Here is a 12,723-nt window from a genome sequence, read left to right as displayed (position 1 = left end):
TCCTCAGGGGCGGTGCTCCGCTGCCTCTCCTCGTACCCGCGCTGATCGGCCTCGCGTTCCTGGTCCTGCCGCTCGTCGCCCTGCTCATCAGGGCCCCGTGGCGGAGCATGTCCGACCTGCTGACCAGTACCGAGGTGTGGCAGGCACTCCAGCTGTCCCTGGTCTGTGCGACGGCGGCGACCGCGGTGAGCCTGGTGCTCGGGGTGCCGCTGGCCTGGCTGCTGGCCCGCGTCGAGTTCCCGGGACGCGGTGTCGTACGGGCCCTGGTGACCCTGCCGCTCGTGCTGCCGCCGGTGGTGGGTGGCGTCGCGCTGCTGATGGCGCTCGGGCGCAACGGGGTCGTGGGGAAGTGGCTGGACTCCTGGTTCGGCGTCACCCTCCCCTTCACCACCGCCGGAGTCGTGGTCGCCGAAGCCTTCGTGGCCATGCCGTTCCTCGTCATCAGCGTCGAGGGCACCCTGCGCGCCGCCGACCCGCGTTACGAGGAGGCGGCGACCACGCTCGGCGCCTCCCGCTTCACCGCGTTCCGCCGGGTCACCCTGCCGCTCATCGCGCCCGGCGTCGCCGCGGGCGCCGTGCTGGCCTGGGCCCGGGCCCTCGGCGAGTTCGGTGCGACGATCACCTTCGCCGGGAACTTCCCGGGCCGCACCCAGACCATGCCCCTCGCCGTCTACCTCGCCCTCCAGAACGACCCGGAGACGGCGATCGCCCTCAGCCTGGTCCTGCTGGCGGTGTCGATCGCCGTACTGGCGGGGCTGCGAGACCGCTGGATGACCCCCTCATGACCGACATCGACAAGGCCGCCCTGGGCGCCGCCACCCGCAGCGGCGAGGGCCTCGACGCCCGGCTGCTGGTCGAGCGCGGCTCCTTCCGCCTCGACGTGACGCTGAGCGCGGCGCCCGGTGACGTGGTCGCCCTCCTCGGCCCCAACGGCGCCGGCAAGACCACCGCCCTGCGCGCCCTGGCCGGGCTCGTCCCGCTCAACGGCGGCCATCTGCGGCTGGACGGCGAGCAGTTGGACCGTACACCGCCCGAGTCCCGCCCGGTCGGTGTCGTCTTCCAGGACTACCTGCTCTTCCCTCATCTGACCGCGCTGGACAACGTGGCCTTCGGGCCGCGGTGCCACGGCGCCACCAAGGCCGAGGCCCGCGCCGCGGCCGCCGTGTGGCTGGAGCGCATGGGCCTGAGCGACCACGCCGGGGTCAAACCCCGCCGTCTCTCCGGCGGCCAGGCCCAGCGCGTCGCCCTGGCCCGCGCCCTGGCCACCCACCCCCGCCTGCTGCTCCTGGACGAACCGCTGGCCGCCCTCGACGCCCGTACCCGCCTGGACGTCCGGGCCCAGCTCCGCCACCACCTGGCGGACTTCGAGGCCGTCGCCGTACTCGTCACGCACGACCCCCTGGACGCCATGGTCCTGGCCGACCGCCTGGTCGTCGTCGAGGACGGCCGCATCGTCCAGGAGGGCACCCCCGCGCACATCGCCCGCCACCCCCGCACCGACTACATCGCCCACCTGGTCGGCCTGAACCTGTACCGGGGAGAGGCCGAAGGCCACACGGTCCGTCTCGACGGCGGCCCCGGCATCACGACCGGGGAGGACCTCGCCGGACCCGTCTTCGTGGCCTTCCCGCCAGGCGCGGTCACCCTCTACCGGGACCGCCCCACCGGCGCCAGCGCCCGCAACCTCTGGCGTTGCGAGGTGGCCGGGCTGGAGACCCACGGCGACCAGATCCGCGCCGCCCTCACCGGGGAACTCTCCCTCGCCGCCGACCTGACCACGGTCGCCGCGGCGGAACTCGACCTGCACCCCGGCGCCACGGTCTGGGCGACGGTGAAGGCGGCTCAGACACACGCCTATCCCGCCTGAGGCCCCCGTGCCCGACGGCCGGGTGATGGTGCGTACTGGGCGCCGTCCTCGCGGGAGTTGCGGACCTCCCGCGAGGACGGCGCGGCCTATCCCACCTGGCCGGACTCCCCCGCCCTGCGGCTCTGGCTGCCCGCCCACCCGGACGTGGCAGAGGTTGCGGTGGTCGGAGGGCGGGACGCGGAGGGGCTGGACATGCCGGTCGCGTGCGTGGTGCCGCGCGCCGGCCGCGAGGTCGACGAGGCTGCACTCCTCGCCTGGTGCCGGGAAGGTCCGGCCGCGTTGCGCGGCGGAGCCGCAAATCAGACACAGCCCCGCGCCCCTTGGAGGCCGCTGCCGAACCCTGGCCTTCGAGCTGCTCCCAGCGTCCGCGCGCCGCCGCCCCCCATTCCGCATGCCTGCCATGGAACAGCTCCGTCGCCCGGGCGCGGCTCCAGGCCGTGGGCAGCAGCTTCGGGGGCAGGCGCGGGTCGAGGTAGGGGAAGCGGCGCCATTCGTGCACCAGCTTGGTCAGGTCGTGCAGGACGGCGTCACCGTCCGCCGGGTGCAGGCCGGTGAACTCGTCGATGAACGCCTCGTACTGCTCCTCCACCTCAGGAGCCGAAGCCGGCCCGGCTGAGCCGGGTGCGGACGCGGTGGCGCAGATCGCGCTTGGACTCCGGTACGGAGACGAGGACCAGCAGCCAGGTGCCGTCCCAGACGTGCTCCCCGCTGCCGAAGTCGTAGATGCGCTGCGCGCCCTCGGTCAGCAGCCGCCGCCCCGGCGGAGTGAGCGCCCAGCGCACCCGGCGGTCCACCGGCTCCGAGGCCGGCCGGCCCTCCGCGGCGGTGCGCGCCGCCGGACGGGTCCGGCAGCGCGCACGGGCGGCGGTCAGGCCTTGGTCAGGGTGACCTCGTGCCGCTCGTCGGCGTGGATGCGGGGCAGCGGCAGGATCCCCTCGAAGCGGAGTTCCGCGACCGTGGCCTCGACGCTGACCTTGCCCGGGCCGATGGCCGGGGACGGTCTACTCGTGTTCTCCCAGCGGTGTGTCACGCCGTCGCACACGGCGACCGTGCCGCCGATGCCCTGGATCAGGGTCGAGGTGCCGTGGGTCGCGGAGGCCTTCGTGGTGCTCACGGAGGAGCTGACGAACGCCGCGCCCGTACTGTCCGTGCAGCGGTAGGTGCCGGAGAGGGTGACGGTGCCGTCCGCGGAGACGTGGCCCGTCGGGTCGACGGTCACCGTCTCCTCCAGCTCCGCGGCCGTGTACGGGGCCGCGGTCACGGCAGGAGCGGCGAGCAGGAGCAGGGCGGCACCGGCGGCGAGGGCCAGGGCGGGTCGCTTGAACATCGGAAACCTCCTGTAGGTGGGGCTTCCACTGGTACCCGGCGGACACGCCCTGGGCCGTGACCGTCACCCACTCGGTGGCGAGTCCGCCCCGACGGTCGTGGAACCGTCCTGGTGTTGTCCGCGTGTTGTCACGCTTCACGCCTGGATGTTCCGATGAGTTCGGGACGGGAGCATGGTCTACCCATAGGGACCGGCGGACGGTCCCGACCGACGTGGAGGTGCGCCATGTGTTCCCACCAGACTTCGTGCCCTTCCTTCGACGAGCTCGCCGTGCACGTCGTCGCCGCCCACCCCGAACAGGGCTGGAACCTCCTGTGCGACGGCGCGATCGTGTTCGACGACAGCGGCGAGCTGACGCCCGACGGCAGGGCCGTCGCGCCGCACCGGGCACCGGCGGAGCGACTGGCTGTCGCCGCCTGATCAGCACGCCTAGGGCAGGACGGCGAACCCGTCCAGTTCCACCATCGCCTCCTCGTCCCACAGGCGTACGACCTCCACGACCGCCATCGCCGGGTAGTCACGGCCCGCCAACTCCCGCCAGAGGCGCCCCAGTTCGGGGGCGTGGGTGCGGTAGGCGGCGACATCGGTGGCGTAGACCGTGACGCGGGCGAGGTCCGCGGGGGTGCCGCCCGCCGCACGCAGGGCGCTGAGGAGGTTCGTCAGGGCCCGCTCGAACTGGGCGAGGAGGGTGTCGCCGGTGACCTTGCCGTCGGTGTCGAGCGCGGTCTGACCGGCCAGGAAGACCACACGCGTGCCGGTGGCGACGACGGCGTGGGAGAAGCCGGCGGGCGGGGAGAGGTCGGGCGGGTTGACGCGCTCGGTGCTCACTGGGGTGCCTCCACGTCGGCGGCCGGCTCGCTGTCCAAGTCCTTGTACGACTCCTTCGCGATGATGCCTCGTTGGACCTCGCTGGCGCCCTCGTAGATGCGAGGGGCGCGCACCTCGCGGTAGAGGTGTTCGAGGAGGTGGCCGCGGCGCAGGGCGCGGGCGCCGTGCAGCTGGACGGCCTGGTCGACGACGTACTGCGCGGTCTCGGTGGCGAGCAGCTTCGCCATCGCCGCACGCTTCGGGACATCGGGGGCGTTCTCGTCGTACGCCGTCGCCGCCGCGTACACCATGAGACGGGCCGCTTCGGTGCGCAGCGCCATCTCGGCGACCTGGTGGGCGACGGTCTGCAGGTCCTTCAGCTTGCCGCCGAACGCGTCCCGCCGGGCCGTGTGGGCGAGGGTCGCGTCCAGCGCCGCCTGCGCCATGCCGACCGCGAACGCGCCGACGCTGGGGCGGAAGAGGTTGAGGGTTCCCATGGCGACCCGGAAACCGCGGTCCACCTCACCGAGCACATCGTCCGCCGTGACGGGTACGGCGTCGAAGTCGAGGGCGCCGATGGGGTGCGGCGAGAGCATGTCGAGGGCCCTGCCGGTCAGGCCGGGACGGTCGGCGGGCACCAGGAAGGCGGTCACCCCGCGAGCGCCGGCGCCGGGGGTGGTGCGCGCGAAGACGGTGTAGAAGTCGGCCTCGGGGGCGTTGGAGATCCAGCACTTCTCGCCGGTGAGCCGCCAGCGGCCGGGGCCGTCGGGACGGGCTGTCAGCGACAGCGCCGCCGCATCCGAGCCCGCCCCCGGCTCGCTCAGTGCGAAGGCGGCGACCGCGCTCCCCTCGCTCACCCGGGGCAGCCAGCGCTCCCGCTGGGCGGGCGTGCCGTACGCATGGACCGGACGGGCGCCCAGCCCCTGCAGCGCGAGGGCCGTCTCCGCCTGAGTGCAGGCGTACGCGAGCGACTCCCGCATCAGACAGAGGTCGAGGGCCCCCGAGGTGAACAGCCGCCCAAGGAGGCCGAGTTGGCCGAGCTCGGCGACCAAGGGGCGGTTGACGTGCCCCTGCTCGCCCCTCTCCGCCTTCTCCACGAGCGGGCACAGCCGGTCGGCGGCGAGGGCGCGCAGCTCGGCACACCAGGCGGTTTGTGCGGGATCGAGCGAGAATGCGGGCATTGGCGGTCCCCTCTCTCGACGTGACCCCTCGACGATATCGCGCACCGTTGACTGTCGTCACCAACACGATACGCTCGAACGAGCCCACCAGGACGCCCACAACGGCAAGGGGGCGCACCGCCATGCACGTCTCGGCCCACGTCGACACCTTCGCGCGCGATCACCTCCCGCCGCCCGAGGAATGGCCGGAACTCCGGTTCGAGCTGCCGGAGCTGCGTTACCCCGATCGGCTGAACTGCGCCGCCGAGCTGCTGGACCACGCCGACCCCGGCCGCCCGGTGTTCCACACCCCTGCCGGGCCTTCGTGGACGTACGGCGATCTGCGGGCGCACGTCGACCGCATCGCCCATGTCCTGACCGGGGACCTCGGCATCGTCCCCGGCAATCGCGTCCTGCTGCGCGGGCCGACCACGCCCTGGCTCGCGGCCTGCTGGCTGGCGGTGCTGAAGGCGGGCGCGATCGCGGTCACCGTGCTGGCCCAGCAGCGGCCGCACGAGCTGGAAGTCATCTGTGACATGGCACTGATCCGGCACGCCCTGTGCGACATACGCGCCGTCGACGACCTCGCCAAGGCCGAGATACCGGGCCTGCAGATCACCACGTACGGCGGCGACGCCCCCGACGACCTCCTGCACCGACCGGCGCCCGACACCCCGTACCCGACCGTCGCGACCGCGGCCGACGACGTCGCGCTGATCGCGTTCACCTCGGGCACGACCGGCCGCCCCAAGGGGTGCATGCACTTCCACCGGGATGTGCTCGCCATAGCCGACACCTTCGCCAAGCATGTGCTGCAGCCCCAGGCTGACGACGTCTTCGCGGGCAGCCCGCCGCTCGGCTTCACCTTCGGGCTCGGCGGTCTTGTCGTCTTCCCGATGCGGGTCGGCGCGAGCGCGCTCCTGCTCGAACAGGCCCATCCCCGGCAGTTGTTGGCGGCGGTCGCCGAGCACCGGGTCTCCGTGCTGTTCACCGCGCCGACGGCCTACCGAGCGATGCTCGACGAGCTCGACGCCCACGACACCTCGTCCCTGCGCCGCTGCGTCTCGGCCGGCGAGAACCTGCCCGCCGCCACCTGGCAGGCCTGGTACGAGCGGACCGGGCTGCGCCTCATCAACGGCATCGGCGCCACCGAGCTGCTGCACATCTTCATCTCCGCGGCCGACGAGCACATCAGGCCCGGCACGACGGGCGTGCCCGTACCCGGCTGGCACGCGCGCGTGCAGGACGAGAACGGCCGGCCCGTGCCCGACGGACGGCCGGGGCTGCTCGCGGTGCGTGGGCCCGTCGGCTGCCGCTACCTCACCGACCCGCGCCAGCGCATCTATGTACGCGACGGATGGAACGTCACCGGTGACACATACGTCCGCGAGAGCGACGGCTACTTCCGGTATGTCGCCCGCGCCGACGACATGATCATCTCGGCCGGGTACAACATCGCGGGACCGGAGGTGGAGGACGCACTGCTCCGCCACCCGGACGTGGCGGAGGCGGCCGTGGTGGGACGGCCCGACGAGGCGCGCGGGCAGGTCGTCGTGGCCCATGTCGTCCTCAGGGAGGGCACCGAGCGGGACGCCGAGGCCTTGCGCGCCTTCGTCAAGTCCGAGCTGGCGCCCTACAAGTGTCCCCGCGAGATCGTCTTCCTGGACGCCCTGCCCCGCACGGCCACCGGCAAGCTGCAGCGCTTCAGGCTGCGCACCGAAGGTGACCAGCACTGATGCCGAAGACCTAAGATGATCAACGTGTCCGACCAGCATGCACCACGGTCTCTCATCGTCACGCTCTACGGCGCGTACGGCCGCTTCGCGCCGGGCCCCGTGCCCGTCGCCGAACTGATCCGGCTGCTGGCCGCGGTCGGTGTGGACGCACCCTCGGTGCGCTCGTCGGTCTCCCGCCTCAAACGGCGCGGACTGCTGCTGCCGGCCCGTACGGCGCAGGGCGCGGCCGGGTACGAACTGTCGCCGGACGCCCGCCAGTTGCTCGACGACGGCGACCGGCGCATCTACTCCACCGCCCCGCCCGAGGACGAGGGATGGGTGCTCGCCGTGTTCTCGGTGCCGGAGTCGGAGCGGCAGAAGCGGCACGTGCTGCGCTCCCGGCTGGCCGGGCTCGGGTTCGGCACGGCGACGCCCGGGGTGTGGATCGCTCCCGCCCGGCTGTACGAGGAGACCCGGCACACCCTCCAGCGACTGCGTCTCGACCCGTACGTCGACCTGTTCCGCGGCGAGCACCTCGGGTTCGCCGCGACCGAGGAGGCGGTCGCCCGCTGGTGGGACCTGGCCGCGATCGCCAAGGAGCACGAGGCCTTCCTCGACCGGCACGCGCCCGTGCTGGACGAGTGGGAGCACCGGTCGGACACCCCGCCGGAGGAGGCCTACCGCGACTACCTCCTCGCCCTGGACTCCTGGCGCCACCTCCCCTACACGGACCCCGGCCTGCCCGCCCGCCTCCTCCCCGAGGACTGGCCCGGTGTGTGCTCGGCGGCCGTCTTCCGGGAGCTGCATGCACGGCTGAGGGACGCGGGGGCCGAGTTCGCGGGCGTATGACCCCCGAGGTCCTCGCACGTGACGGCGCGCTCTGTCAGGTCTCCAGTGTCAGGCGGGGTTTGGGGGCGTCCGTGCGGCCGGTCTGGGGGCGGCGGCTGCCCGCACGGTACGGGGCCGGCCAGACGACGCCGGGGCCGTCATAGCCCTGCTCGGCCGCCGCGTGCAGGGTCCAGTGCGGGTCGTAGAGGTGGGGACGGGCGAGCGCGCACAGGTCCGTACGCCCGGCCAGGATCAGGGAGTTGACGTCGTCCCAGGAGGAGATCGCGCCGACCGCGATCACGGGGAGGCCGGTGGTGTGACGGATGCGGTCGGCGTACGGCGTCTGGTACGAGCGCCCGAACTCCGGGTGGTCGTCGGCCACGACCTGCCCGGTCGACACGTCGATGGCGTCGACGCCGTGCGCGGCGAAGGCGCGGGCGATCTCGACGGCGTCCTCGGCCGTCGTACCGCCCTCGGCCCAGTCGGTGGCCGAGATACGGACGGTCATGGGCTTCTCCTCGGGCCACACCGCGCGTACCGCGTCGAAGACCTCCAGCGGGAAGCGGAGTCGTTTCTCCAGCGAGCCGCCATAGGCGTCGGTACGACGGTTGGTGAGCGGGGAGAGGAAGCCGGAGAGCAGATAGCCGTGGGCGCAGTGGAGTTCGAGGAGGTCGAAGCCCGCGCGGGCGGCCCGCCAGGCGGCGGCGGTGAACTGCTCGCGGATGTCGGTGAGCTGGGCGCGGGTCAGCTCGCGCGGAATCCGGCTGCCCGGCTTGTACGGCAGCGGTGAGGCGGCCACCAGGGGCCAGTTGCCGTCGGGCAGCGGTTCGTCCATGCCCTCCCACATCAGCCTGGTCGAGCCCTTGCGGCCGGAGTGGCCGAGCTGCACGCCGATCGCGGTGCCGGGCGAGTGGGCGTGCACGAACTCGGTGATCCGTTTCCAGGACTCGGCCTGCCGTCCGGTGTAGAGGCCGGTGCAGCCGGGGGTGATCCGGCCCTCCGCGCTGACGCACACCATCTCGGTCATCACCAGGCCGGCGCCGCCGAGCGCCCGTGCGCCGAGGTGGACGAGGTGGAAGTCGCCGGGGACGCCGTCGACCGCCGAGTACATGTCCATGGGCGAGACGACGACCCGGTTGCGCAGGGTCAGACCGCGCAGCCGGAACGGGGTGAACATGGGCGGCGTACCGGGCGGGCAGCCGAACTCGCGCTCCACGGCTCCGGTGAAGCGGGCGTCGCGCAGCCGCAGGTTGTCGTGGGTGACGCGGCGGCTGCGGGTGAGCAGGTTGAAGGCGAACTGGCGGGGCGGCTGGTCGAGATGGAGCCGCAGGTTCTCGAACCACTCCAGGCTGGCGCGGGCCGCGCGCTGGGTGGAGGCGACGACGGGTTTGCGTTCCTCCTCGTAGGCCGCGAGCGCCTCGGCCAGTGTGGGCTGTTCCTCCAGGCAGGCGGCGAGTGCGAGGGCGTCCTCGACGGCGAGCTTGGTGCCGGAGCCGATGGAGAAGTGGGCGGTGTGGGCGGCGTCGCCGAGCAGGACCACGTTGCCGTGGGACCAGCGCTCGTTGACGACCGTGCGGAAGGTGGTCCACGCCGACTTGTTGGAGCGCAGCGGGCGGCCGCGGAGCGCTTCCGCGAAGATCTTGGCGCAGCGTTCGACGGACTCCGCCTCGTCCAGGTCCTCGAATCCGGCGGCCCGCCAGACGTCCTCGTGCATCTCGACGATCACGGTGGAGGCGTCGGGAGAGTACGGGTAGCCGTGCAGCTGCATCACGCCGTGTTCGGTCTCGGCGATCTCGAAGCGGAAGGCGTCGAAGGCGAAGTCGGCGGCGAGCCAGATGTAGCGGCAGCGGTGGGTGGCCACCCGGGGGCGGAACACATCCGCGTAGGCCTCGCGGGTGGTGCTGTTGACTCCGTCGGCGGCGACGACCAGGTCGTACGACTGTGCCAGCCAGTCGGGGTACGGGGCTTCCGAACGGAAGCGGAGTTCCACGCCGAGGGCGCGGCAGCGATCGTGGAGGATCTCCAGGAGGCGTTTTCTGCCGAGGGCGGCGAAGCCGTGTCCTGAGGAGGTCTGGAGGTTGTTTCGGTGGACGATGTCGATGTCGTCCCAGCGGGTGAAGTGTTCTTGCAGGGCCTCGTAGACGACCGGGTCGGCGTGTTCGATGCCGCCCAGGGTTTCGTCGGAGAGGACCACTCCGAAGCCGAAGGTGTCGTCGGGGGCGTTGCGTTCCCAGACGGTGATGTCGCGCTGCGGGTCGAGCCTTTTCAGGAGGGCGGCGGCGTACAGGCCGCCGGGGCCGCCGCCGATGATCGCGATGCGTTGGGGCGCCCCTTGGGGCGGTGTCACTGGGGTCGGCATCATCGGCCCTGCCATTTCGGTGGACGCTTCTCGGTGAACGCCGCGTGGAACTCTGCGTAGTCCTCGCCGTTCATCAGCAGCGCCTGGGTCGAGGCGTCCAGTTCGACCGATGCCGCCAGTGGCATGTCCAGCTCGGCCGTGAGCAGGGCCTTCGTCTGGGCGTATGCCAGGGCCGGGCCGTCGGCCAGGCGGTGGGCCAGGTCCTGTGCCGCCTCGTCGGCGCGGCCCTCGTCGGTCAGTTCGCTGATCAGGCCGATGCGTTCCGCCTCAGGGGCGCGGACCGGTTCGCCCAGCATGAGCAGGCGGGTCGCGTGGCCCAGGCCGACGACCCTCGGCAGCAGATATGCCGCGCCCATGTCGCCGCCGGACAGGCCGACCCTGGTGAACAGGAACGCGAACCTGGCGGACGGGTCCGCGACGCGGAAGTCCGCCGCCAGGGCGAGGACCGCGCCGGCGCCCGCCGCGACCCCGTGCACCGCCGCGATCACCGGGAACGGGCACTCCCGTATCGCCCGCACGGTGTGACCGGTCATCCGGTTGAAGTCGAGGAGCTGGGCGGTGTCCATGGACAGGGTCGCGCCGATGATCTCGTCGACGTCGCCGCCCGAGCAGAAGCCGCGGCCCTCGCCGGCCAGGACCAGCGCCCGTACGGACCGCTCGCGGGAGAGTTCGGCGAGCAGGTCGCGCAGGTCGGCGTAGGCGCCGAAGGTGAGCGCGTTGAGTTTCTCGGGGCGGGCGAGGGTGACCGTGGCGACCCCGTCGGCGTGCTCCACGCGCAGATGCCGCCAGTCGGAGGTGCGGGCGGCGGAGCCGGTGAAGGGACTCATGACGTGCGGCCTCCTCGGGGGGCGGGCACTGCCTCACTGAGCTCTACCCTTCGAAGCTATCACCTATCTGTGACTGTCGTCATGACGGCGCGATAGACCTGTCCGGATGTGACCCGGCTCGGTCACATCCGTCACGGCTCGTCGACAGAGCGGCTACGACGGGAGCGGCGCGGCTAGGCAAGCCGTTGCTACGGGTAAGCCGCCCGTCAGCGGGGCCGAAGGGCCCGCACGGTGCCCGCCGGGCCTCTCGTCGGGCGGCGCCGTACCATTCGTAAAAGTTGAAAGCAGGACAGCCTGCTCATGAACGGACCCGCCTTGTACGACCGCCCCTCCGCGTCCGCCGCCTCCTGGCGCATCGCACTGCCGCACTCCGCAGCGGCCGTGCCCGTGGCCCGTGCACTCGTGCGCACGGCGCTGGCCGAGCTGGAGCACGGGGCCGACCGCGACACCGCGGAACTGCTCACGGCGGAGCTGGTCGCGAACGCCGTGGAGCACACCGTCGTCGGGGGCTCCCCGATAGAGCTCGTGGTGGAGCTGCTGCCGAGCGGCTGCCGGGTCGAGGTGCACGACCCCGACCCGGTGCCGCCGTTCGATCTCACCTGGCCGGGCACGGAGCCGCCCGATCCCTGGCAGGAGCACGGGCGCGGGCTGCTGCTGATCCGCGCGCTCAGTTCGTCCTGCGGTCACCGGCCGACGACGTCCGGCAAGGCCGTGTGGTTCCGCCTGCCGGTGGTGCCCCGGCAGCGGCGTTCCGCCTGATCAAGAGGCCGGGCGGCACGCCAGGGTCGCGACCAGGACCGCCTTGATGGTGTGCATACGGTTCTCGGCCTCGTCGAAGACCACGGAGTGCTCCGACTCGAACACCTCGTCGGTGACCTCCAGCTCGGTCAGGCCGTGCCGCTCGTGGACCTCGCGGCCGACACGTGTGCCGAGGTCGTGGAAGGCCGGCAGGCAGTGCATGAACTTCACATCGGGGTTGCCGGTGGCGCGCAGCACGTCCATGGTCACCGCGTAGGGGCCGAGCAGCGCTATGCGCTCGTCCCAGACCTCCTTGGGCTCCCCCATCGACACCCAGACATCGGTGGCGACGAAGTCGGCGTCACGCACGCCCTCCTTCACGTCCTCGGTGAGGGTGACCTGCCCGCCGGAGGCGGCGGCGAGCTGCTGGGCCACCTCGACGATCGTCTCGTCCGGCCACAGCACCCGGGGCGCGACGATACGGACGTCCATGCCGAGCAGGGCGCCGGTGACCAGGTAGGAGTTGCCCATGTTGTAGCGGGAGTCGCCGAGGTAGGCGAAGACCGTCCCGCTGAGCGGCTTGCCGCTGTGCTCGGTCATGGTGAGCACGTCGGCGAGCATCTGGGTGGGGTGCCACTCGTCGGTGAGGCCGTTGTAGACGGGGACCCCGGCGTATGCGGCCAGTTCCTCTACGACGCCCTGTCCGTGACCGCGGTACTCGATCGCGTCGTACATCCGCCCCAGCACGCGCGCGGTGTCCTTGACGGACTCCTTGTGCCCGATCTGCGAGCCCGCGGGGTCGAGGTAGGTCGTCGAGGCGCCCTGGTCGGCGGCGGCGACCTCGAAGGCGCAGCGCGTGCGTGTCGAGGTCTTCTCGAAGATCAGCGCGATGTTCCGGCCCCGCAGGTACTGGGTCTCGGTCCCGGCCTTCTTGGCGGCCTTCAGCTCGGCGGCCAGCTCGATCAGACCGAGGAACTCCTGCTGGGAGAAGTCGAGCTCCTTGAGGAAGTGGCGGCCGGCGAGGGCGGTCGGGACTGTCGCCATGGGGGGCGCTCCAGGAATGCGGGGACGTATACCGCTGGAAGTCTATACGAA

At 72.2% G+C, this 12,723-nt stretch carries 13 protein-coding genes and 2 pseudogenes; 7 read left to right on the top strand and 8 right to left on the bottom strand.

Features of this window, described 5'->3' with window-relative positions:
* The first annotated feature begins 20 nt into the window (after window positions 1–20).
* From modB to AB0N07_RS05810, 3 genes and pseudogenes are all read left to right on the top strand, one after another.
* A complete protein-coding gene (modB, locus tag AB0N07_RS05820; protein ID WP_365832682.1) occupies window positions 21–785 on the top strand; it encodes a molybdate ABC transporter permease subunit in 765 nt (254 codons plus the stop codon).
* Entirely contained in the window at window positions 782–1,867 is a 1,086-nt protein-coding gene (locus AB0N07_RS05815; protein ID WP_365832680.1) for an ABC transporter ATP-binding protein, read from the top strand. The genes modB and AB0N07_RS05815 overlap by 4 nt, the downstream gene beginning before the upstream one ends.
* A 144-nt stretch (window positions 1,868–2,011) precedes the next feature.
* A pseudogene (locus AB0N07_RS05810) lies at window positions 2,012–2,122 on the top strand (hypothetical protein); the annotation flags it as partial.
* A gap of 172 nt (window positions 2,123–2,294) precedes the next feature.
* Here AB0N07_RS05810 and AB0N07_RS05805 read toward each other — a convergent pair.
* From AB0N07_RS05805 to AB0N07_RS05795, 3 genes and pseudogenes are all read right to left on the bottom strand, one after another.
* A pseudogene (locus tag AB0N07_RS05805) lies at window positions 2,295–2,456 on the bottom strand (PaaX family transcriptional regulator C-terminal domain-containing protein); the annotation flags it as partial.
* 1 nt (window position 2,457) lies between these two features.
* The gene (locus AB0N07_RS05800; protein WP_365832446.1) at window positions 2,458–2,661 is read right to left on the bottom strand and encodes a hypothetical protein; all 204 of its coding nucleotides are present in this window, start codon (window positions 2,659–2,661) and stop codon (window positions 2,458–2,460) included.
* Between the two features lie 74 nt (window positions 2,662–2,735).
* A complete protein-coding gene (locus tag AB0N07_RS05795; RefSeq protein ID WP_365832444.1) occupies window positions 2,736–3,194 on the bottom strand; it encodes a DUF6299 family protein in 459 nt (152 codons plus the stop codon).
* Between the two features lie 225 nt (window positions 3,195–3,419).
* Between AB0N07_RS05795 and AB0N07_RS05790 the strand changes: the two genes are divergently transcribed.
* On the top strand, window positions 3,420–3,614 hold the full coding sequence (locus tag AB0N07_RS05790; protein WP_365832442.1) for a DUF5999 family protein: 195 nt from the start codon (window positions 3,420–3,422) through the stop codon (window positions 3,612–3,614).
* Window positions 3,615–3,623: 9 nt separating this feature from the next.
* On the opposite strand, the gene AB0N07_RS05785 is transcribed toward AB0N07_RS05790, so the two are convergent.
* Window positions 3,624–4,022 (bottom strand): RidA family protein, encoded by a 399-nt coding sequence (locus AB0N07_RS05785; RefSeq protein ID WP_365832440.1) that lies wholly within the window; start codon window positions 4,020–4,022, stop codon window positions 3,624–3,626.
* Entirely contained in the window at window positions 4,019–5,182 is a 1,164-nt protein-coding gene (locus AB0N07_RS05780) for an acyl-CoA dehydrogenase family protein (protein WP_365832438.1), read from the bottom strand. Before AB0N07_RS05780 ends, AB0N07_RS05785 begins: the two co-directional genes overlap by 4 nt.
* Before the next feature lie 122 nt (window positions 5,183–5,304).
* Here AB0N07_RS05780 and AB0N07_RS05775 point away from each other — a divergent pair, with 122 nt between their 5' ends.
* The gene (locus tag AB0N07_RS05775; protein WP_365832436.1) at window positions 5,305–6,897 is read left to right on the top strand and encodes an AMP-binding protein; all 1,593 of its coding nucleotides are present in this window, start codon (window positions 5,305–5,307) and stop codon (window positions 6,895–6,897) included.
* Window positions 6,898–6,912: 15 nt separating this feature from the next.
* On the top strand, window positions 6,913–7,725 hold the full coding sequence (locus tag AB0N07_RS05770; protein ID WP_365832434.1) for a PaaX family transcriptional regulator C-terminal domain-containing protein: 813 nt from the start codon (window positions 6,913–6,915) through the stop codon (window positions 7,723–7,725).
* A 34-nt stretch (window positions 7,726–7,759) separates the two neighbouring features.
* On the opposite strand, the gene AB0N07_RS05765 is transcribed toward AB0N07_RS05770, so the two are convergent.
* Together AB0N07_RS05765 and AB0N07_RS05760 are read right to left on the bottom strand one after the other, a co-directional pair.
* On the bottom strand, window positions 7,760–10,078 hold the full coding sequence (locus AB0N07_RS05765; RefSeq protein WP_365832432.1) for a bifunctional salicylyl-CoA 5-hydroxylase/oxidoreductase: 2,319 nt from the start codon (window positions 10,076–10,078) through the stop codon (window positions 7,760–7,762).
* Window positions 10,063–10,890: an enoyl-CoA hydratase family protein gene (locus AB0N07_RS05760; protein ID WP_365832430.1), complete on the bottom strand. Its 828-nt coding sequence runs from the start codon at window positions 10,888–10,890 to the stop codon at window positions 10,063–10,065. Before AB0N07_RS05760 ends, AB0N07_RS05765 begins: the two co-directional genes overlap by 16 nt.
* 300 nt (window positions 10,891–11,190) lie before the next feature.
* On the opposite strand from AB0N07_RS05760, the gene AB0N07_RS05755 reads away from it, so the two are divergent.
* Window positions 11,191–11,649: an ATP-binding protein gene (locus AB0N07_RS05755; protein WP_365832428.1), complete on the top strand. Its 459-nt coding sequence runs from the start codon at window positions 11,191–11,193 to the stop codon at window positions 11,647–11,649.
* Here AB0N07_RS05755 and argF read toward each other — a convergent pair whose 3' ends face one another.
* Complete coding sequence (gene argF, locus AB0N07_RS05750) at window positions 11,650–12,672, bottom strand: ornithine carbamoyltransferase (protein WP_365832426.1); 1,023 nt, start codon at window positions 12,670–12,672, stop codon at window positions 11,650–11,652.
* Window positions 12,673–12,723 lie beyond the last annotated feature (51 nt).

This window comes from Streptomyces sp. NPDC051172, from assembly GCF_040682555.1.
GTDB lineage: Bacteria > Actinomycetota > Actinomycetes > Streptomycetales > Streptomycetaceae > Streptomyces.
This window is presented reverse-complemented; position numbering and strand designations above follow the sequence as displayed.

Bases quoted from the DNA above. Each gene is read 5' to 3' on its own strand.
- AB0N07_RS05790 (WP_365832442.1), top strand. From the start codon at position 3,420: ATGTGTTCCCACCAGACTTCGTGCCCTTCCTTCGACGAGCTCGCCGTG.
- AB0N07_RS05770 (WP_365832434.1), top strand. From the start codon at position 6,913: ATGATCAACGTGTCCGACCAGCATGCACCACGGTCTCTCATCGTCACG.
- AB0N07_RS05795 (WP_365832444.1), bottom strand. From the start codon at position 3,194: ATGTTCAAGCGACCCGCCCTGGCCCTCGCCGCCGGTGCCGCCCTGCTC.
- AB0N07_RS05815 (WP_365832680.1), top strand. From the start codon at position 782: ATGACCGACATCGACAAGGCCGCCCTGGGCGCCGCCACCCGCAGCGGC.
- argF (WP_365832426.1), bottom strand. From the start codon at position 12,672: ATGGCGACAGTCCCGACCGCCCTCGCCGGCCGCCACTTCCTCAAGGAG.
- AB0N07_RS05765 (WP_365832432.1), bottom strand. From the start codon at position 10,078: ATGGCAGGGCCGATGATGCCGACCCCAGTGACACCGCCCCAAGGGGCG.
- AB0N07_RS05780 (WP_365832438.1), bottom strand. From the start codon at position 5,182: ATGCCCGCATTCTCGCTCGATCCCGCACAAACCGCCTGGTGTGCCGAG.
- AB0N07_RS05755 (WP_365832428.1), top strand. From the start codon at position 11,191: ATGAACGGACCCGCCTTGTACGACCGCCCCTCCGCGTCCGCCGCCTCC.
- AB0N07_RS05775 (WP_365832436.1), top strand. From the start codon at position 5,305: ATGCACGTCTCGGCCCACGTCGACACCTTCGCGCGCGATCACCTCCCG.
- AB0N07_RS05760 (WP_365832430.1), bottom strand. From the start codon at position 10,890: ATGAGTCCCTTCACCGGCTCCGCCGCCCGCACCTCCGACTGGCGGCAT.